This is a genomic window from Terasakiella pusilla DSM 6293 (assembly GCF_000688235.1).
Taxonomy (GTDB): domain Bacteria; phylum Pseudomonadota; class Alphaproteobacteria; order Rhodospirillales; family Terasakiellaceae; genus Terasakiella; species Terasakiella pusilla.
The window spans coordinates 16,107-34,047 of record NZ_JHYO01000027.1; the positions used below are offsets into that span (position 1 = coordinate 16,107).

The 17,941-nt window shown below is 52.8% G+C and carries 19 protein-coding genes; 4 read left to right on the forward strand and 15 right to left on the reverse strand.

The annotated features are described in order from the left end of the window. Window positions 1-2: 2 nt before the first annotated feature. Window positions 3-815 carry an N-formylglutamate amidohydrolase gene (locus Q397_RS0115910; RefSeq protein WP_028880264.1) on the reverse strand — a complete coding sequence of 271 codons (813 nt, stop codon included), beginning with the start codon at window positions 813-815 and terminating at the stop codon, window positions 3-5. Window positions 816-945: 130 nt separating this feature from the next. Here Q397_RS0115910 and Q397_RS22965 point away from each other — a divergent pair, with 130 nt between their 5' ends. Together Q397_RS22965 and Q397_RS0115920 are read left to right on the forward strand one after the other, a co-directional pair. Further along, window positions 946-1,695 (forward strand): FadR/GntR family transcriptional regulator, encoded by a 750-nt coding sequence (locus tag Q397_RS22965; RefSeq protein WP_051610163.1) that lies wholly within the window; start codon window positions 946-948, stop codon window positions 1,693-1,695. 181 nt (window positions 1,696-1,876) lie between these two features. Further along, window positions 1,877-2,152, forward strand: coding sequence for a hypothetical protein (locus Q397_RS0115920; protein ID WP_028880265.1), 276 nt, complete (start codon window positions 1,877-1,879; stop codon window positions 2,150-2,152). 72 nt (window positions 2,153-2,224) lie between these two features. On the opposite strand, the gene Q397_RS0115925 is transcribed toward Q397_RS0115920, so the two are convergent. From Q397_RS0115925 to Q397_RS22980, 14 genes are all read right to left on the reverse strand, one after another. Beyond that, entirely contained in the window at window positions 2,225-2,932 is a 708-nt protein-coding gene (locus Q397_RS0115925) for an SDR family NAD(P)-dependent oxidoreductase (RefSeq protein ID WP_028880266.1), read from the reverse strand. 5 nt (window positions 2,933-2,937) lie between these two features. Beyond that, a complete protein-coding gene (gene purF, locus Q397_RS0115930) occupies window positions 2,938-4,419 on the reverse strand; it encodes an amidophosphoribosyltransferase (protein ID WP_038014340.1) in 1,482 nt (493 codons plus the stop codon). A gap of 15 nt (window positions 4,420-4,434) precedes the next feature. Next, window positions 4,435-5,112 carry a CvpA family protein gene (locus tag Q397_RS0115935; RefSeq protein WP_028880268.1) on the reverse strand — a complete coding sequence of 226 codons (678 nt, stop codon included), beginning with the start codon at window positions 5,110-5,112 and terminating at the stop codon, window positions 4,435-4,437. A gap of 32 nt (window positions 5,113-5,144) precedes the next feature. After that, on the reverse strand, window positions 5,145-6,530 hold the full coding sequence (gene radA, locus Q397_RS0115940) for a DNA repair protein RadA (protein ID WP_028880269.1): 1,386 nt from the start codon (window positions 6,528-6,530) through the stop codon (window positions 5,145-5,147). 22 nt (window positions 6,531-6,552) lie between these two features. Next, a complete protein-coding gene (locus Q397_RS25035) occupies window positions 6,553-7,179 on the reverse strand; it encodes a hypothetical protein (protein ID WP_051610164.1) in 627 nt (208 codons plus the stop codon). Between the two features lie 104 nt (window positions 7,180-7,283). Next, the gene (locus Q397_RS25040; RefSeq protein ID WP_156950751.1) at window positions 7,284-7,448 is read right to left on the reverse strand and encodes a hypothetical protein; all 165 of its coding nucleotides are present in this window, start codon (window positions 7,446-7,448) and stop codon (window positions 7,284-7,286) included. Between the two features lie 38 nt (window positions 7,449-7,486). Beyond that, window positions 7,487-8,035, reverse strand: coding sequence for a hypothetical protein (locus Q397_RS0115955; RefSeq protein ID WP_028880270.1), 549 nt, complete (start codon window positions 8,033-8,035; stop codon window positions 7,487-7,489). A 90-nt stretch (window positions 8,036-8,125) separates the two neighbouring features. Beyond that, window positions 8,126-8,899, reverse strand: a complete 774-nt coding sequence (locus Q397_RS0115960) for an ABC transporter ATP-binding protein (RefSeq protein WP_028880271.1) — start codon at window positions 8,897-8,899, stop codon at window positions 8,126-8,128. Continuing rightward, entirely contained in the window at window positions 8,896-9,669 is a 774-nt protein-coding gene (locus tag Q397_RS0115965) for an MlaE family ABC transporter permease (protein WP_028880272.1), read from the reverse strand. Before Q397_RS0115965 ends, Q397_RS0115960 begins: the two co-directional genes overlap by 4 nt. 5 nt (window positions 9,670-9,674) lie before the next feature. Further along, entirely contained in the window at window positions 9,675-10,739 is a 1,065-nt protein-coding gene (gene alr / locus Q397_RS0115970; protein ID WP_028880273.1) for an alanine racemase, read from the reverse strand. Then, window positions 10,723-12,390 (reverse strand): replicative DNA helicase, encoded by a 1,668-nt coding sequence (locus tag Q397_RS0115975; protein ID WP_276202114.1) that lies wholly within the window; start codon window positions 12,388-12,390, stop codon window positions 10,723-10,725. Before Q397_RS0115975 ends, alr begins: the two co-directional genes overlap by 17 nt. A gap of 64 nt (window positions 12,391-12,454) precedes the next feature. Continuing rightward, complete coding sequence (locus Q397_RS22975; RefSeq protein WP_051610167.1) at window positions 12,455-13,942, reverse strand: multicopper oxidase family protein; 1,488 nt, start codon at window positions 13,940-13,942, stop codon at window positions 12,455-12,457. 4 nt (window positions 13,943-13,946) lie between these two features. After that, complete coding sequence (locus Q397_RS0115985) at window positions 13,947-15,698, reverse strand: GMC oxidoreductase (protein WP_051610169.1); 1,752 nt, start codon at window positions 15,696-15,698, stop codon at window positions 13,947-13,949. A 2-nt stretch (window positions 15,699-15,700) separates the two neighbouring features. Next, window positions 15,701-16,237 carry a sugar dehydrogenase complex small subunit gene (locus tag Q397_RS22980; RefSeq protein ID WP_038014343.1) on the reverse strand — a complete coding sequence of 179 codons (537 nt, stop codon included), beginning with the start codon at window positions 16,235-16,237 and terminating at the stop codon, window positions 15,701-15,703. A 408-nt stretch (window positions 16,238-16,645) separates the two neighbouring features. Here Q397_RS22980 and Q397_RS0115995 point away from each other — a divergent pair, with 408 nt between their 5' ends. Continuing rightward, entirely contained in the window at window positions 16,646-17,431 is a 786-nt protein-coding gene (locus Q397_RS0115995; protein WP_051610171.1) for a DUF4198 domain-containing protein, read from the forward strand. Beyond that, window positions 17,428-17,907, forward strand: a complete 480-nt coding sequence (locus Q397_RS24405) for a carboxypeptidase-like regulatory domain-containing protein (protein ID WP_051610173.1) — start codon at window positions 17,428-17,430, stop codon at window positions 17,905-17,907. Before Q397_RS0115995 ends, Q397_RS24405 begins: the two co-directional genes overlap by 4 nt. The last annotated feature ends 34 nt before the right edge of the window (window positions 17,908-17,941 follow it).

Genomic DNA, 17,941 nt, shown 5'->3' on the forward strand with positions numbered 1-17,941 from the left:
CCTCAATAATGTTTCACGTCAAAAATGGAAGTGTCTTGCATGATCTCGCTCAACGCATCACACAAAATTTCGCCCCATTCGCGCACCCCGTCATCGGTGTTGATGAGGTCTTGGCGAATTTCGATGGCGCAATAGGGCAGGCCGGGCGCCGCGCCGTGCATATCGATACAATAGGCATCTTCCCAACCGGAATAAGGCACATTGTCGCCAACACGCAAACCTGTCTTACGGCTGAGAATTTCAATCATCGGCGCGGCAAGGCGGGGATCACGTTTCCACAAAATTGCCACATGCCAGGGGCGGTCTTCGTGGCGCGACATAAGTTCCGGCGTAAAGCTATGGATGGAAAACAGGGCGGGGGCTTTGCCTTTGCGCCACAGGTGCGCGCCCACTTCAGTGATGGCATGATGATAAGGCCAGAACACGCCTTCGGTGCGCTGAACTTGTTGTTCTTCGCTTAGATTCTGGTTACCGGGAACGACAATACCGTCACTGACCTGTGGAATGGAGGTGGGATCACCGGGCTGGCGGTTGCAATCAATCACCAGTCGGGAATAGTTGCACAGGACCGCAGGAGAATTGAGCTTCTCAGAAATATACTGCGTGACGCCCGCCGCACCGATGTCCCAGCCGATATGGTAGCCCAGTTGGGTGTCATCCAGCCCCAATTTTGCGAGCTTTTTGGGCACGCGATTGCTGGCATGATCACAAATCAACAACAGCGGCGTGTCACCATCATGGTTCAGAACTTTGTACGGGGCGGGATCATCGTCACCTAAAAGCGGATCGTATGAGATTTGGTTTTCGTTTTTCATGTGTCCGACTATACAAGATTCAAATACAAGATGCATAAATAATGCAAAAAACGCAGGTCTGTTTTGCAATCAACCCTAAAAGCAGTTATATGATACCCCTAATTGGGGATGAGACTAAAGGAGATTTGCCATGGAAGAAAAAGTAGCTTCCGAGACTGCCAAGGGGAAAACCGGATTATTGTCGGATCGGGTCGCCGCACGCATTATGGCAATGATCGCAGACGGTCATCTCTCGCCCGGTGAACGCCTGCCGGGGGAACGCCAACTGGCAGAAAAAATGGGCGTCAGCCGTGTATCTGTCCGCGCGGCGCTGCAAAGCCTGAAGGCGCAGGGGTTCCTTGAAGCCGTTCAAGGCGGGGGCACCCGTATCTTGGCCGCTGCCGGTGATATGACCTCGCCGTTGGGTGAACTCGCAAAAGTACAAGAACAAAACCTGCACGACTTGGCTGAAATTCGCGCCTTGCTGGAAGTTTGGGCGGCACGTCGCGCCGCAGAACGCGCCAGTGATGAACAGATTAAAGAGCTGGGCGCGGCCCTTGAAAAGCAAAAAGGCACGTCGGCGGCTAAAGATAAGGCGTCGCAGGAATTTAACTTCCATTATCTGCTGGGCAAAGCGTCTGGCAGTGCGGTCTATATGCATATTATGGATGTGATCCGCGACATTATCGCGTCCAGTCTTCAATTCCACCAGTATGATCTGTTTCAGGAACCAAGCGAAGACGGTCTGGCCTTGTCACAGCACAAAGATGTTTTTGCGGCGATCCAGTCACGTGACCCACAAGCGGCAAAAGAAGCCATGCATTCCCACCTGAGCTGGGTTCTCGATTCATACGAGAATGAACGCGAGCGGTTGAATTCCGCGACTGCTACTGACGAATAATTCGTCATCGTTAAGTCATTGAACTGTCGTAATAAGTTCATTTAATACTTTTTTGTGCTTGAAGTGTGCTGCGTTGCCGCATAAGGTTTTGCAATGCAGCACGGCCTTGAGAGCCATTGTAACATCACTGCTGCATTCTAGGGAGTTCCAATAGGTTCGACTGTCATGCAGGAGGATGACTATGGCGAAACTCGTATTTACTGACGCCGAGCTGGCACTGTTTCAGGCCCGCTTTGAACAAAATAAAAACTGGACCCAGTGGGTGCGCGTCACCAACCGGGACGGTCTGGATATTTTAAGTCTCGACATTGAAGGTCGCGATAAGAAAACCGTGCGTATGACCAAAAAGGACGGGCAGGGTTATCTGGCGAAATGTGTCGATGAATGGGGCCTTGCGGTCGCCGTTGATTTTGAAAGTCTGCTGGACACGGTGGATGAAGGCACACGCGCGAATTAAGACGCGGCGTCTCTTTCTTTTCTTGCTACGAAAATTAAAAAAAAGGGCCTCGATTGAGACCCTTTTCGGTGTTTAGCTGTAGCGAACAATCTCGCCTGACTTATCATAAGACGGGCTGGCGAGTTCCACAAACAAATCGGTCAGCGCTTCCGGCTCTTTCAAAGTCTCCGGGTTTTCACCGGGGTAGGCTTGGGCGCGCATGCGTGTGCGTGTGGCCCCCGGATCAATCAGGTTGGCTTTGATATTGGTTTTACCCAGCTCAAGCGCCCAGGTTTGCACCATGTTTTCCAAAGCGGCTTTAGAAACCGCATAGGCCGCCCAATAGGCGCGCGGTGCTTTGGTTGTGCCACTGGACAGGAAGATCGCACGACCCGCATCAGATTGTTTGAGCAATGGTTCCATAGACCGGATCAAGCGCCAGTTTGCGGTGACGTTGACGTCCATAACCTCGTTCCACATTTTGACTTTCAGGTGTGCCATGGGGGTGAGATCCCCCAAGAAACCGGCATTCCCCACGACAATGTCAATTTTGCCAAAACGATCATAGAGCGCCTGGCCCATTTGATCGATCTTGTCAAATTCACGCAGGTTCATGGGGACCAATGTGGCGGAACCGCCGAGGGCCTGAATTTCGTCATCGACTTCTTCAAGGGCAGCAATGGTTCTGGCAACCAGAATAACATGCGCGCCTTCTTGGGCAAAACGCAAGGCAACGGCGCGACCGATGCCGCGTGATGCGCCTGTGATCAGCGCAACGCGGCCTTCAAGTGCTTTCGTCATATGGATTATTTCCCTTGTTCAGCAAGCAATGGCAAAGACGGTTCGCGCTGGGCGGCAACATCGTCTTCGTGATCCTGCAGGCGCGTCGGATATTCACCGGTGAAGCAGGCATCGCAGAATTGCGGGTTGGCGTCATTGCGTTTGGCTTCGCCAACAGCACGGTACATGCCATCGATGGAGATAAAGGCCAAGCTGTCAGCACCAATGATTTCAGCCATTTGTTCAACGCTATGGGTACCAGCCAGCAGTTTTTCACGGCGTGGGGTATCAATCCCGTAGAAACAAGGCCAGGCTGTTGGTGGGCTGGAAATCCGCATATGGACTTCCGCAGCACCGGCTTGGCGCATCATATCAACGATTTTCTTGGAGGTGGTGCCGCGCACGATGGAGTCGTCGACCAGAATGATCCGTTTGCCTTTGACGCTACGGATGTTGGCATTGTGTTTCAGGCGCACACCAAGGTGGCGGATATCCTGTGTCGGCTCAATAAAGGTACGACCGACGTAATGGTTACGGATAATGCCCAGCTCAAATGCCATAGAGGCTTCAGCGGCATAACCAATAGCAGACGGGACGCCGGAGTCGGGGACCGGGACAACCATATCCGCATCCACACCACTTTCACGGGCGAGTTCTGCGCCGATGGCTTTACGCACTTCATAGACGCTGCGGTTTTCAATCTGTGAATCGGGACGGGCGAAATAGATATATTCGAAGACGCAGAAGCGGCTGGGGTTGTCGCCAAACGGCTTGATGGATTTGACGCCGTCCTGATTGATGATGATGACTTCACCCGGTTCCACATCGCGCACAAATTCCGCACCGATGATGTCAAAGGCACAGGATTCAGAGGCGAGAATATAGCTGTCATCCAGTTTACCCAAGCAAAGCGGGCGCACACCGTGGGGATCACGTACACCGATCATGGTGTTTTTGGTCATCGCAACCAGTGAATAGGCCCCTTCGATCTGACGCAGGGCATCGATCAGGCGATCTTCAACGGTGGCATACAGGCTGACAGCGACCAGATGAACAATGACTTCCGTATCCATGTCGGATTGGAAGATACAGCCACGGCGCACCAGTGTGCGGCGCACGGCTTGTGTGTTGGTCAGGTTGCCGTTGTGGGCGATGGACAGGCCGCCAAATTCAAATTCAGCAAACAGCGGCTGGACGTTACGAATGACGGTGCCGCCTGTTGTCGCATAACGGACATGCCCGATGGAGGAGGAACCTTTAAGCTGGCTCATCACCGCACTGTCGGAGAAGTTATCCCCCACAAGACCCATGGCTTTATGGGAATGGAACTGCGCGCCATCGTAAGAGAAAATCCCGCAGGCTTCTTGTCCGCGGTGTTGCAGGGCGTGTAGGCCCAGTGCAACGTGGGCAGCAGCTTCCTTATGCCCGAAGATGCCAAAGACGCCGCACTCTTCGTGCAGTTTGTCGTCGTCGAAGGGGTTGGTAGTCATATGGTCAATATCGGTCATGTTTCTCAAAGCTCATTACTGGGCGTTGCGGATAAGGCGATCGAGGTCTTTACGTTCCTGTTGATCGTATCCTTGGGGGTCACTGGTGGTGCTTTTATCCGATTTCGCATCGGGGGTCAGCATCTTATCGAAGGTTTTTTTCAATTCGAGCGCATTATTTGATTTATCCCGCAGGTCTTCGGCTTCATTGGCGATTTTGTCACTGGCATCGGAAGGCACAAGGCCTTTCAGGAACGCCGATCCCTGTTCAATCAGTGGCATGGATTTGGCGTCACGCAGCCAGGTTGGTTGCTTGTTTGCGGGCATCATCCATTCAATGGCGGTATAGAGCAGACAAACGATAAAAATCCCGCGCAGCAGTCCAAATACAAAGCCAAGGCTGCGATCCAGCGGATTAAGGGCGCTGCCTTGCACTTGTTCTGCAACTAATTTGGTGACGATGGTCAGGATGATCAAGGCGACAATAAATGTGCCTGCGCCAGCAACGATATCTGCCATCAGTTCGTTCGAGATCAGATCGCGTGCAAGGGGGCGGACATGAGGAAAGCCATATAGACCGGCAAAAGCCGCACCCACCCATGACCCGATTGAAAGTGTTTCGTGCACAAACCCGCGCGATAACGCCAAGAGGCCAGATAAAAGCAGTATCACGCCAACGGCGATGTCGGTGATGCTGATCGGGAGGTTTTCCATAAAAGTTATATTCCGCTCCAAAAATCTAGGACTTATTTATCCTTCATTGGGAAGAAAGACAACAGTTCTTGTACATGTCCGATCTCCCAAACTTCGATACCAAGGTCTTTTAGGCTCTTATCCGACTCTTTTTTACCGCGTTTCTGACGTTCTGGGATAATCGCGCGGGTGAAACCGAGTTTGGCGGCTTCTTTCAAGCGCAATTCCGTCTGGCCTACGGCACGGACTTCGCCGGAGAGCCCGATTTCACCAAAAATGACTGTTTCCTGCGGCACAGCGACCCCACTTAGGGAGGAGGCAAGCGCGGCAGCAACGGCCAAATCCGCAGCCGGTTCATTAATTTTCAAGCCGCCTGCTATGTTGAGGTAGACATCATGGCCGCCCATTCCAAGGCCGCAGCGGGTATCAAAGACCGCCATAATCATGGCAAGGCGCGATGAGTCCCACCCCACAACTGCACGGCGGGGGGTGGCAAGGGCAGAAGGGGCCAACAGGGCTTGGACTTCCACCAACATGGGGCGTGAGCCCTCGATTCCCGCAAAAACGCACGATCCGGTCACATCGCCCTTGCGGTCCGATAAAAACAGGGCCGACGGGTTAGGGACTTCTTGTAAGCCAGCTTCGGTCATTTCAAAGACGCCGATTTCGTCGGTGGCGCCAAAACGGTTTTTCACCCCGCGCAGGATACGGAACTGGTGTCCGCGATCGCCTTCAAAGTAAAGAACGGTATCGACCATATGTTCCAGGACGCGCGGGCCTGCGATGGTGCCTTCCTTTGTCACGTGGCCGACGAGAAACAGCACATAGCCATGTTTTTTGGCTTCGCGGATCAATTCATTGGAGGAAGATCGCACTTGTGAAACTGTGCCCGGTGCACTGTCCAGTGTATCGATATAAAGGGTCTGGATGGAATCGATAACCACCACGTCGGGTTTATCTTCGGCCAAGGTGGTCAGGATGTTGCGCACATTGGTGGCTGAGGCCAGTTGTACTTTAGATTTTTCTTGGCCCAGACGGCGCGCACGCAGGCGGACTTGGTCGATGGCTTCCTCCCCAGAAATATAGGCGCAGTCGTATTTTTTCGAGAGCGATGCCATGACTTGCAGCAGGATGGTGGATTTCCCGATCCCCGGATCACCGCCCACCAGAATGACGGACCCCGGCACAAGGCCGCCCCCGCACACGCGATCAAATTCGCTGATGCCGGTGACTTTGCGCGGGGGTGTTTTTTCTTCGCCTTCAAGGGGGACAAATTCAATGCGGCGTCCCTTGGTCGCGCCCATGCCTTTGGGCACGGATTCCGGCACGACTTCTTCTGACAAGGTGTTCCATTCGTTACAGGCGGTGCATTGCCCCTGCCATTTGTTGTAGGTCGCCCCACAGGATTGGCAGGCGAAGGTGGTTTTTTGTTTTGCCATGGAAGCTTGGGCCTTTGGTCTGTCAGTCGTTGGTGTTGAGAAGCAGAATACGGTTTAAATCACGTGTGGGGGCCAAAGAGCAATAGATGTTTGTGCGCAGATAATCAGAAACCTGTATTTGTGTGGTGTAACCACGGCTGAATTGCTGGGTGGTGGCGACGATGGTACTGCATGTGTCGCGGCGATTGTTGGATTGATCGCGACAGAGCGACAAGTTTAATCCTTGGCCATCAAGGTGGACCCATAGATCCGTTTTTTTACCACGGGGGCGGGAGTGCAGCTGGATTTCCTTTTGCTCCCCTTTCACAAGGTTGAAGGCAACGGGTTCAGCTTCGCGCCAGCCGGGTTTAAAATCGACCACGGTGTCTTTTAAAATACACTGTACGACATCGCCGTAGCGCGCGGTTTGATAACGTTTTTGAATGTTTGCTTGATAGTGACGCTTCGCCTCGGCTTCGCGCTCTTTGCGTGCCTGTTCTTCGCGGCGCTTGTCCGCATCAAGACGGGCTTGTTCTTGACGTGCGTCTAACTGCTGTTGCGGAGTAAGGGCCAGCCATTCATTTTCCGAAAAGCCAAGCGGATACGTGGTCATGCAGCCGGAGAGGCCAAACAGGAGGCCGGCGAGGGCAAGAGGGGCGACCTTTTTCACGATTTTATTCCTCCTTTTGAGAAAAAGATCCCTGCTTTCACAGGGATATAACTTTTCAGGAGTATGAGGAAAAAGCAGCCTTAAATCAATTCTATAGAAGGGATCTATTTTTCAGCTTCTTTTTTTAGGAGCAGTGCCTCTTTGACCTTCATGGCCATGGAATAGGCTGTATGTGGGCCGCGAATGGCGAGTTTCTTTGCAACTTTGGAGGTGAATTTGGGGTGGAGTTTCTTAAGATAAGCAACCGCACCTTCATAATTGTCTGTCACTTGAATATTCAAGAACTGCTTGTACGCGACGGATCTTTTTAAATCAAAGCCCGCAATGGGGTATGGAACTTGGCTTCTATATTGCCAATATAGGCCACATCACCAGCGGCAACTTTAAAGCTGAGATATTCAGGGAGGTTTGTGGACTGGTTTAAGCCGTGGTGTTGGGCTTCTACTGTCGTCATGCTGCGGTGTCGTTTGAATTTCATTTTAGATAAATGATATTCGCCGGGATCGACCACATATATGTCGTAGTAAAAGTTGTCGGTGTCATTGCTGTGGGTCGTCCAAATGTTGATTTGGCTGTCGGTTGACCCGGTGAGGATTTTGTCTTTTAAAAAGCGAAATTCGCCCGGAATATGATGATAGCCGGAGGGGCCAATTAAGGGGTCAAAGAAGAATGTATATTTTGTCCCGACGAGAATGACCGCTTTTTCAGGGGGAACTGGTGTGTTGGACTCCAGAGAAATATTTTGGAGTTCGGGCGAGAACACGCCGACGAATGGTTTTTCCAAGGCTTGTCCGACTTGATGGATACAGCCAGACAGCGGAAAGATTAAAACGAGTAAGCTAAGTATTTTTTTCATAAGACGACCCAAGTTGATTTTAGTTTCAGGGAAACTAGCTTAGGTCGTACTCATTGCACAAGTATTCATTGCATTGGTTGTGATGTATGCTTACTTTCGCACAGCCATTTCGATGGGTCCATCAGCGCGTCCGTTGATGAATTGTTGGACATAGTCGTTGTCACAGTCATCAATGGTGGCAGCGGGGCCTTGCCAGATGATCTTGCCTTGATAAAGCATGGCGATGCGGTCCGCGATTTTGCGCGCACTTGCCATATCGTGGGTGATGGACAGCGCTGTTGCGCCTAGTTCTTTGGTGACTTTGACGATCAGGTCATTGATGACATCTGCCATGATGGGGTCAAGACCGGTTGTGGGTTCGTCAAAAAAGATAATCTCAGGATCACCGGCGATGGCGCGGGCTAGACCGACGCGTTTTTGCATCCCGCCGGACAATTCGCTGGGGAAAAGGTCGCTGACTTCCGGCGGCATGCCGACTTGGGCAAGTTTTTCAATCGCTAGTTCTTTGCCTTGTTTGCGGGTAATGGTTTTATCCGCTATGGGGCCAAAAGCGACATTTTCCCAGACGGGCAGGGAGTCAAACAGGGCGGCACTTTGAAACAGCATGGAGAATTTATGGTTCACGCGTTCACGATCTCGTGCGCTTAGGCCGACGACACTTTCGCCGTCCACCTCAATGTTGCCGCTGTCGAGTTCTAACAGGCCGAGCGTACATTTTAGGGTCACGGATTTACCTGTGCCTGATCCGCCGATGATGACAACAGACTCACCGGGCATGACATCAAGGTCAAGGCCGTCCAGCACCACTTTGGAGCCGAAGGCTTTATGTAGATCGCGGATTTTAATCTTCGGTGTATCGGTCATTTTTCAAAGAACAGTACGGTTAGAATGAAGTTGAAACACAGGATCAGAATGGAGGCAGAGACAACGGAGTCTGTCGTTGCTTTCCCCACGCCTTGCGCACCACCTTTGGACGTATAGCCATGATAGCAGCCCATCAGTGAAATGATAAAGCCGAAGACCGTTGCTTTCACCAGACCGGAGATCACGTCCATTGCAACCATGGCTTCCCATGAGCTTTGGATATAGTTGGAGGCGTTGAAGCCCAGCTGATAGACCGCCACCAGATAGCCGCCAAAGACCCCGATAATATCCCCGATAAATACGAGGAAGGGCAGCATCAAGACGCCTGCAATCAGGCGCGGGGCGATGAGGTATTTAAAGGGGTTGGTTGAAAGGGTCGTCAGGGCATCCACCTGTTCCGTGACGCGCATGGTCCCCAGTTCCGCTGCCATGGAGGCACCGATGCGGCCTGTCACCATCAGGCCCGCAAGAACGGGGCCCAGTTCGCGGGTAATGGAGATGATGACCACGTTGGCAATTGCCCCTTCCGCGGAAAAGCGCGAAAAACCGGTGTAGCTTTGCAGCGCCAACACCATGCCTGCAAAGACCGTGGTCAGACCGACAACGGGCAGAGAGAAATAACCGATCTCGATCATCTGGCGCAGGATTTGGCGCGGATAAAACGGCGGGCGCAGACAGTGGGACAGGGCTGTAAACGTAAACAGCACAAGCGCGCCGACGGATTTAAAAAACTTCAGGACATAGTGCCCGATATGTTGAAGGAAGTTCATGTCGCCTATTCGCCTTTATAAATCCGCTTGTACCGACTGCCCAGATTGGTCAAAATTTCGTAGCCGATGGTGCCGCATAGGTCCGCCAAACAGTCCGGCGGGTTATGTGGCCCGATTAAGTCAACCAATTGCCCTGCTTCACAGTCCAGTCCGGTGATATCGATGGAAATCAGGTCCATGGAGACTCGACCCACCACGGGAACTTCTTGTTCCCCGATATAGACAACCCCTTTGGAACTGAGGCTGCGCAAATATCCATCCGCATAGCCAACCGCAATGGTTGCCAGTTTCTGTCCTGCTTTTAAGGCATGGGTTGCACCATATCCAACGCTTGATTGGGTGTCAATCTCATGCACTTGTACGATCTTGCCTTGCAAGCGTACCGGATTCTGCATGGGATTTTCCTGATGTGGGGTCGGGTTGATGCCGTAAAGGGCACAGCCCGGGCGTCCCAGATCAAAATGCGCTTCGGGCCCGATAAACACACCGGAGGAATTGGCGAGGCTGGCGCGTTTATGCGCAACCACATCGCGCACCTGTCGGAAGGTGCGGATTTGCTGATGGGTCAGCGGATGGTCCTTATCATCCGCGCAGGCCAAATGGGTCATCAAGACGTCAATATCCAGCCCGTTCGGGATTTGATCGACCTCATCAGGGGCCAGACCTAAGCGGGTCATGCCCGTATCGACATGTACATCACAGCGCCCGCGCCCCTTCCAGCGATCAATTTGATCAAGGCTGTTGAGCACAGGGATCAGGTTAAACTGGCTAAAGGCGTCGTCACTGCCATGCAGGAACCCGACGAGGATATGGATATCCGCATCCGGCAACACGGCGCGCAGCTCGATCCCTTCGTCAATTTGGGCAACGAAGAAGGTGCGTGCGCCTGCTTGCCACAGGGCCGTTGCCACAGGGCCAACCCCAAGGCCATACCCATTGGCTTTGACCACCGCCGCACAGGGCACATCGCCCAGTTCCTGACAGAGACGTTGATAGTTTGACTTGATGACATCCAGATCAATGCTGAGGATGGCACCGGCGGTGTGAACCGAATTAGTAATCTGGGACATGTTCAATATCCAAATCGCCGAACTGAGTGAATTCCCCGCGGAAGTAAAGCGGGATGTTGGCTAGGGGACCGTGACGCTGTTTACCGATGACCACTTCGGACCGGTTGACCATTTCTTCGCAGCGGCGCTCCCAGTCCTGATAGCGTTCGGCAAATTTATCATCGCCTTCACTGTCACGTTTTGTGGGCTCGGATCGGTCAAGGTAGTAAAATTCACGATAAATAAACATAACCACGTCGGCATCCTGCTCAATAGAGCCTGATTCCCGCAAGTCAGACAGCTGCGGGCGTTTATCTTCACGTTGTTCCACGGCACGCGACAGCTGAGACAGGGCAATCACCGGCACGTCCAGTTCCTTCGCCAGCATCTTCATGCCCCGGGTAATTTCCGAGATTTCGTTTACACGGTTGTTCTTGGTTTCCGGGCTACCTTGCACAAGCTGCAAATAGTCAACGATGATGAGATCAAGGCCGTGTTGGCGCTTGAGACGGCGTGCCCGTGTGCGAAGGGCGGAAATGGTCAGGCCCGGTGTATCATCTATATAAAGGGGCGTGTCTAACAGTTCCTGAGAGGCGGCAATCGTGCGCTCAAATTCCTCGTTAGACATTTCGCCTTTTCGCATGGCAGACGAGTTGACCGCGCAAGCTTGTGACAAAATACGACCCGCCAGCTGTTCAGCCGACATCTCAAGGGAGAAGAAGCCGACAACGCCGCCTTCTTTACCTTGGGAGCGTTTGTGGGCATAGGCTGCGTTATAGGCGATACAGGTGACAAGTGCGGTCTTCCCCATGGAGGGACGACCCGCAAGGATCAAAAGGTCAGAACGGTGCAGACCACCAAGGGCGCGGTCAAGGTCACGCAGGCCCGTGGTTACACCGGCAAGGCCGCCGCCGCGCTGGTGCGCGATCTGGGCTTGGTGGATGGCTTCCATCAAACTGTCGCGGAAACTAATAAACCCGCCTTCAACTTCCCCCATGGAGGCGAGGTTAAAGAGCGATTGTTCCGCAGACTGGATCTGGTCGTGGGCAGTGGCTTCAATCTCGCCGCTATGGGCGTTATTGACAATTTCCGTGCCGAGGTGGATCAGTTCACGCTTGATATACAGGTCATAGATAATACGCCCGTATTCTGCCGCGTTGATAATGGTCACCGCGGAGGCTGCGAGTTCCACGAGATATTCATTCCCGCCGATCTCCGCCAGTTGTTCATCACGTTCGAAGAAGTTGGAGAGCGTAATCGGGTCCGCGATCTGTCCGCGTTCCATCAAGGCGATACAGGCGGCAAAAACTTTGGTATGGATCGGGTCGGCAAAATGTTCAGGCCGCAAAAATTCCGATACCTTATCGTAAGCCTTGTTGTTTGCCATCAAGGCACCGATTAGGGCTTTTTCCGCCTCGAAGTTACAGGGCGGTGTGCGGATGCCACCCAGATCAATGGTGCTGGGGCTTTTAGCCGGTAACCAATGAGTCGAGGATTTGGGCGCTTCAGACGGGATATCCGCAACAGCTGGCGGTGGCGGGCCCATGTCATCGTCCATCATAGGAGGCGCGTCAGGCCCCATATCTTCAGGGCCTGCCGCATAGTCATCAGGGTTAGCGAGTGGCGGTTCGTCTGCCCCGCCAAACGGGATATCGTCATCAGAATTTGTCATGGTGGGATTTATAACATGAATGTCCGTTTAGGGAATATCTTTGTCATCTCTCCCACCACAATAATTAGGCCTTTGGATCAAAGACCTCCACCGCTTGCATCATGCCCATATCTTCGTGCATGAGGTTGTGGCAATGGAAGACAAATGTCCCTGTAAAGTCCAAGAAACGGGTGCGGAATTTGATCCGTTCAAAGGCAGGGAATTCAAGGGTATCCATCCATGTGCCCGGCGCGACATTCCCGCCGGAGATGACCTGAAACGGGTTGACGTGGATGTGGAAGGGGTGGGGGTAGGCCGTATGGTTATAGACTTCCCATTCTTCCACACTGTTCAGCGGAATACGCCACGGTGTTTCGCAGGAGAAGGGTTCGTCGTTGATGGTGAATTTGGGTTGTTCGCCATAGGCAAATCCAAATTCCAGACGACGACCATAGGTGACTTCCGATTCTGCAATCGGGGTCAGTTCCGGGACTTGTGGTAAAGGACCAGCATAAAGGCTCATATCCGGCACGGCGTCATCTTCCACAATCACGGTTGCAATGATCCCGCTGGAATCGCCCCCGCTGAGGAAATAGGTGCCCGGATCAAAGCCTTTCACCAACACATCCGCCCGGTTCCCCGCAACCATCTGGAGATGTTCAATCTCTGTGGTGTGGGGCAGCGGGTTGCCATCACGACACAACAGCGTCATGGGCATGGAAGTGGTGTAACGGAAGCTTTCAATGCGCAGATCAAATGGCATCATATGGCTGGCATTGACGATGCGCCAGCGTTGCACTTCGCCTTTTTTGATGCGGATGGTCGGCTTGTCCTGCCCGTTGATGAAGGTCTTGTCTTCATTGTTCAGGATACCGAAGCTTTCGCAGCGCCCGTTATCATCAAAGCGCTGGGTCTGGATCATCAGCACGCGTTCTTTTGCGGCCTTGATCTCCGGGGTTTCGTCTAAATCCCCGCGCACGATGATACAGCCTGCCATGCCACTGGCGACCTGAATAGCGGTCGAACCATGGACGTGAGCATGGTAGAAATATGTCCCCGGCGGATGGTTCGGCGGGATGTTATATTCATACTGATAGTCTTCGCCTGTATTCACCGTCAGCAAGATGTTATCCGCTGGTGATTTGGGGGAGACATGCAGCCCATGCACATGCATGTTGGTGGCGTTGAAGCTGCGCGGCGTATTTTCTTGCCCCGGCTCTACGATACATACATCAGAAAAGGGTTCAAACGGCAGATTGTTGACGAGCTTTAGTCGAACCGTGTCCCCCGCTTTAAAGTCCAGCGTATTGCCACAGGGGTTGCCGTTGTAGGATCGCAGGTAAACATCTTTCCCACCAAGTTGGTAGGAGCCATATTGCGCTGTGACCCGTGTGTCGAGGAAGCCATCGTGGGATTTTTCCACAGGCGGGTCGATCAGGTCTTGCCCAGAGGTGCGAAACCCACCGGGCATGGCGCAAGCGCCAAGGCCAAAGGCCGTTGCACCTGCCCCACCCATGGTTTGCAGGAAACGCCGACGGGGCATGTTTAGAAAGGTGTTTTTGATTTTTGACATGATCTTACCCCTTGCTTCCCGTATAGGTGTTGGCAATAAATTCGGCGGCACGCACACTGATGGCCGCAGCCGTCAGAGAAGGTGAAACCGACCCGCTGGTGACGTAACAGCCGGTCCCGACAATGAACAGGTTGTCATGGTCGTGACTGCGACAGTAGGTGTCGACAACGGAAGAGGCAGGGTCCAGACCCATACGGGTTGTCCCAGCGATCATAGCGGCACCACTTTTAATGCCGTCTTTTTTGACCAGTTCGTTAAAGTATTTACGGGTTGGCTTGGGCAATTTTTTGCCGTTGGGTTTATCCTGTCGCGCATCCATGGCATGCAGGACATCCCAGCCCCGCTTCCACGAGACATAGACGCCTTCAAGGGTGTAATCGTCGATCTTATAGTCGATCTTGGGACGCGGCAGGCCCGTCGCATCCAGATGATCGTAATCCACGGTCACCCGGTTTTCAGGATTAGGCAGAACTTCCACAGAGTTGTCGAAGTAAACTTGCGCGGCTGTGTTGGTATGGACGCGATCGCGCAGTTCCGGGCCAAAGAGATCGTCTTTATCCACCGCAGTGTCGGCTTCGTCCAGTGGGCCGTTGGTCGGGTCGAAACCGCCATTGATAATGATGGTTGCAATTCCGGCAAAATCTTTACGGAAATCGCCGTTACGCAATTGCCAGAAAGATCCGGTGGCGTTGACTGGACCCCGATAAGGGTAGACTGGCATCGGCGCATAGCCGCCCATGTTCATGCCCACCATGCTCATGAGGTTACGCCCAACCTGATCACTGGAGTTGGCGACACCATTGGGCACATTGTCATTTTTGGACATGAGCAGCAGGCGCGCACTTTCGATCCCGTGGGCGGCAAGGATATACGTCTTGCCCCGTGCGATCCCGTCAACCGGATTGTCGGGGTCGGTATAGTTTCTAAACTGGATATGGTCGATCTTTTGGTCGGCATTGACTTCGATATGACGGACCACATGGCTGGAATAAAGGTCTGCGCCTTCATCCACGGCTTTAAATACATGCACGCTGCCATCATATTTTGCCCCAACCGGACAGATGAAGCGACAGCTTGCGTTGCCACAGCATTGCGGACGCCCATCATAGGGCACCGCATTGCGACAGTGCGGCATCGGGCCAATGGAATCGCCCAGTTTTTCGGCGGCGACATTGACCTGTTGGTCCAGATAGGTCAGCGGCGTATAGGGCAGCGGGTAGGGGTGTTTGGTCGGGGCAACGACCGTATCATTTCCGGAGACGCCCCATTCTTGCTCCACCTTGGCATAGTAAGGTTCCAGCATAGAGTAAGAAATCGGCCAATCTTCCCCGCGTCCATAGGCGGTTTTCAGGCGGAAATCTTCGGGGTACATGCGTTCGGCATGACCGGTAAAGTGCCAGGATGTACCCCCCACATTGCGCAGGTATAACGCGCCAAACTCAACGCGTTTTAGCGGGTCCGTGATGCCTTCGCCGTCTTGAATGTAATATTCAAACGGATCGGTTTCCGGCGGGATCGGGGCATAGGGCTCATGCTTGTAGGCGGAGTTGCCGTTTTTCAGCGGGCTGGCCTTGAAACGACGGATCGATTCCGCACGGTCCACGACGGAACCGGAATCGAGCATGGCGACGCTGAAGCCTGCTTTGGAAAGTTCATAGGCCATCAATCCACCGAACAGGCCCGCACCGATGATGACCACATCGGCTTCAATTTCTTTTGTATGCGTTTCGGTATATGTGTCTTTATCGTAAAACATAATCAGACCTTCCCCGTGAATGGATGCTGCCAATAGCCAAAGTGACCGCCACAGGTCACAGGTGGTTTGGTGAAATCGCAAGCGAGCCAGACAAGGGCGTCGTCATAGTTTATCACTTCAAAGGTTGACTGTTTGGGGCCGATTTTGCGTTTGATCCGGCCGGTGTACCAGACTTTTGCCAGCAGGCGGGCTTGTTCTTTTGCGCCGCGGCCAGCCATGCGTAAAGCCTTGTTGATTTTTTGCGAATTGGCGTTTGCGGGTAACGTGCTGATCTGGTTGATCATCCGTCGCCAGCTACGTTTTTCTTTGTCGGTTGCGCCTAACGTAAGCGCGCCCCAAATCTGATGTGCCAAAGCGATGAAGCTTTTATCCAACTTGATGCCACACAAGATGGAAGAGGCGTAGATGAATTTGTTGATTTCCGGTGCATCCGCCAATGCGAAAGTGGGTGTAAACGATGCCGCAAACGGTATTGAAGCTAAACCACCAATCACATGACGACGTGTCACCTTGAATTTTTGACGGGAGTGCTCTGTCATATCAGTCCCCTTTCCCCTTCAATTGTTTTTTGCTTCTCGGTGGGAAGCTTTATTATTCTTATTGGGGTAATGGTATGGTTTAATCAAATAAAGGCAAGTTTTTTTAAATTTAAAATTTAGATAATTAACCTCTAATATCTCGTAATAAGAGTATAAAGCCATAGCCGAGTGTGCTTTTGAATAGAATTGGAGATGAGGCCTCCCAAAAGCGTCAAATTTTCTGACACTCCGGGGAGCGTTGCAAGACTGAAATCCATTGAATGTGCAGAAGTCTGGATAATTGAAATCAGGGTGTCATTTTGGGCTTGTCTTCCTTTTTTAAAAAAGTATGATGTTTTTAAAATTCGTAATACTTTCTTTTAAGTATGAAAAGTAAACATCTCTCAATCGGATAAGGAATTGATAAAAATGAAATTTTCCCGCCACCTTAAATCTCTCTCGCTGATGCTGGGCGTTGTCGCTGCCTTTGCGGGGGCCACTTCGGCGTCTGCTCATGAGGTTGTGATCGTCCCTGAAAAGGTTGAAAACGGCACACTCGCTTTTTCTGTTGAATCGACCCATGTATATGCGAAGCCGGAGGAAGCGGAGACCCCTGCCAATGTTGACACCTATTTGTTGACAGGTGCAGATCAACGGAAAGATATCGCGCTTGCGCTTGACGGTCTCAGCCTGAAGGGGAAGGTGGACGCCCCTGAGTCTTGGGGCTGGCTGGTTGCTCACCGATTGGGGCAGATCTGGTCCAACACACCGGAAGGGATGAAAGAAGGGACGCGCGCGGATTATCCTGATGCAGTTTTTGCCAATCGCTATGAAAAATTCGTCAAACATTTTGTTGGCACCTCGACGCAAGGGGCGTCGTTCGACAAACCCCTGAACCATACTTTGGAAATCGTGCCACTGGACTCGCCGTCCGATATTCGGGTGGGGGAAGACCTGCGCGTTCAGGTGTTGCATGAGGGACGTCCGATTGCGACGCAGGTTCTTGCGACTTACGCAGGGTTTACCGACACGCCGAGCAGTTATGCGTATGCGACGGAAACCTATGGTGATGAAAGTGCACAGGGCATGGCGAAAGTCCGTATTTCGGCACCGGGCCTTTGGTTTGTGCGCGTTGAACATAACCCTCAGAGCAAAGTGGACGGCGTTGATCGTGACGTGCTGCGCTCCATCCTGTCGTTCAACGTTGAAAAATGAGCCACTACAGCGCGTGTTTGCGCCTGTTAGGGGTGCTTGGGATTTTGTGGGGAGGCGTTGTTTCGACGGCGCATGCTCACGGTGTCAACTGGACACAGGATGGCCCGGATGGGGTAATTGTGCTCGCCTTTGAATATTCTGACGGCACACAAATGGCCTTTGCAACGGTCAAGGTGAGCGATCCGGATAATCGCACTTTTCAATCAGCGCGCACGGATCGCCGGGGGCGTTTCGCGCTGGCTGGTCACAACCTGAAACCGGCCGGAGAGTGGGTTGTTTCGGTCAATGATGGACAGGGGCACGTGATGCGGGTCCCTCTCCAGATCAGCGACCAGCAGACGGTAACGGTCGCGCCTGCACCGGCGCGATCGGAAATCGGCGTGTGGCCGCGTGCTTTGTTCGGTCTGAGCTTGATTGCGAACCTAACGATTGTGGCGCTATGGCTTTCAAAACGCCGTCGCAGTGCACAGGTCTGAGGGCACATTCTACCTAAATTGACAGACTGGTCCG

Bases quoted from the DNA above. Each gene is read 5' to 3' on its own strand.
- Q397_RS0115975 (WP_276202114.1), bottom strand. From the start codon at position 12,390: ATGACAAATTCTGATGACGATATCCCGTTTGGCGGGGCAGACGAACCG.
- Q397_RS0115965 (WP_028880272.1), bottom strand. From the start codon at position 9,669: ATGAACTTCCTTCAACATATCGGGCACTATGTCCTGAAGTTTTTTAAA.
- Q397_RS24405 (WP_051610173.1), top strand. From the start codon at position 17,428: ATGAGCCACTACAGCGCGTGTTTGCGCCTGTTAGGGGTGCTTGGGATT.
- Q397_RS0115960 (WP_028880271.1), bottom strand. From the start codon at position 8,899: ATGACCGATACACCGAAGATTAAAATCCGCGATCTACATAAAGCCTTC.
- Q397_RS0115985 (WP_051610169.1), bottom strand. From the start codon at position 15,698: ATGTTTTACGATAAAGACACATATACCGAAACGCATACAAAAGAAATT.
- purF (WP_038014340.1), bottom strand. From the start codon at position 4,419: ATGACCGATATTGACCATATGACTACCAACCCCTTCGACGACGACAAA.
- Q397_RS22965 (WP_051610163.1), top strand. From the start codon at position 946: ATGGAAGAAAAAGTAGCTTCCGAGACTGCCAAGGGGAAAACCGGATTA.
- Q397_RS22975 (WP_051610167.1), bottom strand. From the start codon at position 13,942: ATGTCAAAAATCAAAAACACCTTTCTAAACATGCCCCGTCGGCGTTTC.
- Q397_RS0115935 (WP_028880268.1), bottom strand. From the start codon at position 5,112: ATGGAAAACCTCCCGATCAGCATCACCGACATCGCCGTTGGCGTGATA.
- alr (WP_028880273.1), bottom strand. From the start codon at position 10,739: ATGTCCCAGATTACTAATTCGGTTCACACCGCCGGTGCCATCCTCAGC.
- Q397_RS0115955 (WP_028880270.1), bottom strand. From the start codon at position 8,035: ATGAAAAAAATACTTAGCTTACTCGTTTTAATCTTTCCGCTGTCTGGC.
- Q397_RS0115910 (WP_028880264.1), bottom strand. From the start codon at position 815: ATGAAAAACGAAAACCAAATCTCATACGATCCGCTTTTAGGTGACGAT.
- Q397_RS0115995 (WP_051610171.1), top strand. From the start codon at position 16,646: ATGAAATTTTCCCGCCACCTTAAATCTCTCTCGCTGATGCTGGGCGTT.
- Q397_RS0115920 (WP_028880265.1), top strand. From the start codon at position 1,877: ATGGCGAAACTCGTATTTACTGACGCCGAGCTGGCACTGTTTCAGGCC.
- Q397_RS22980 (WP_038014343.1), bottom strand. From the start codon at position 16,237: ATGACAGAGCACTCCCGTCAAAAATTCAAGGTGACACGTCGTCATGTG.
- radA (WP_028880269.1), bottom strand. From the start codon at position 6,530: ATGGCAAAACAAAAAACCACCTTCGCCTGCCAATCCTGTGGGGCGACC.
- Q397_RS0115925 (WP_028880266.1), bottom strand. From the start codon at position 2,932: ATGACGAAAGCACTTGAAGGCCGCGTTGCGCTGATCACAGGCGCATCA.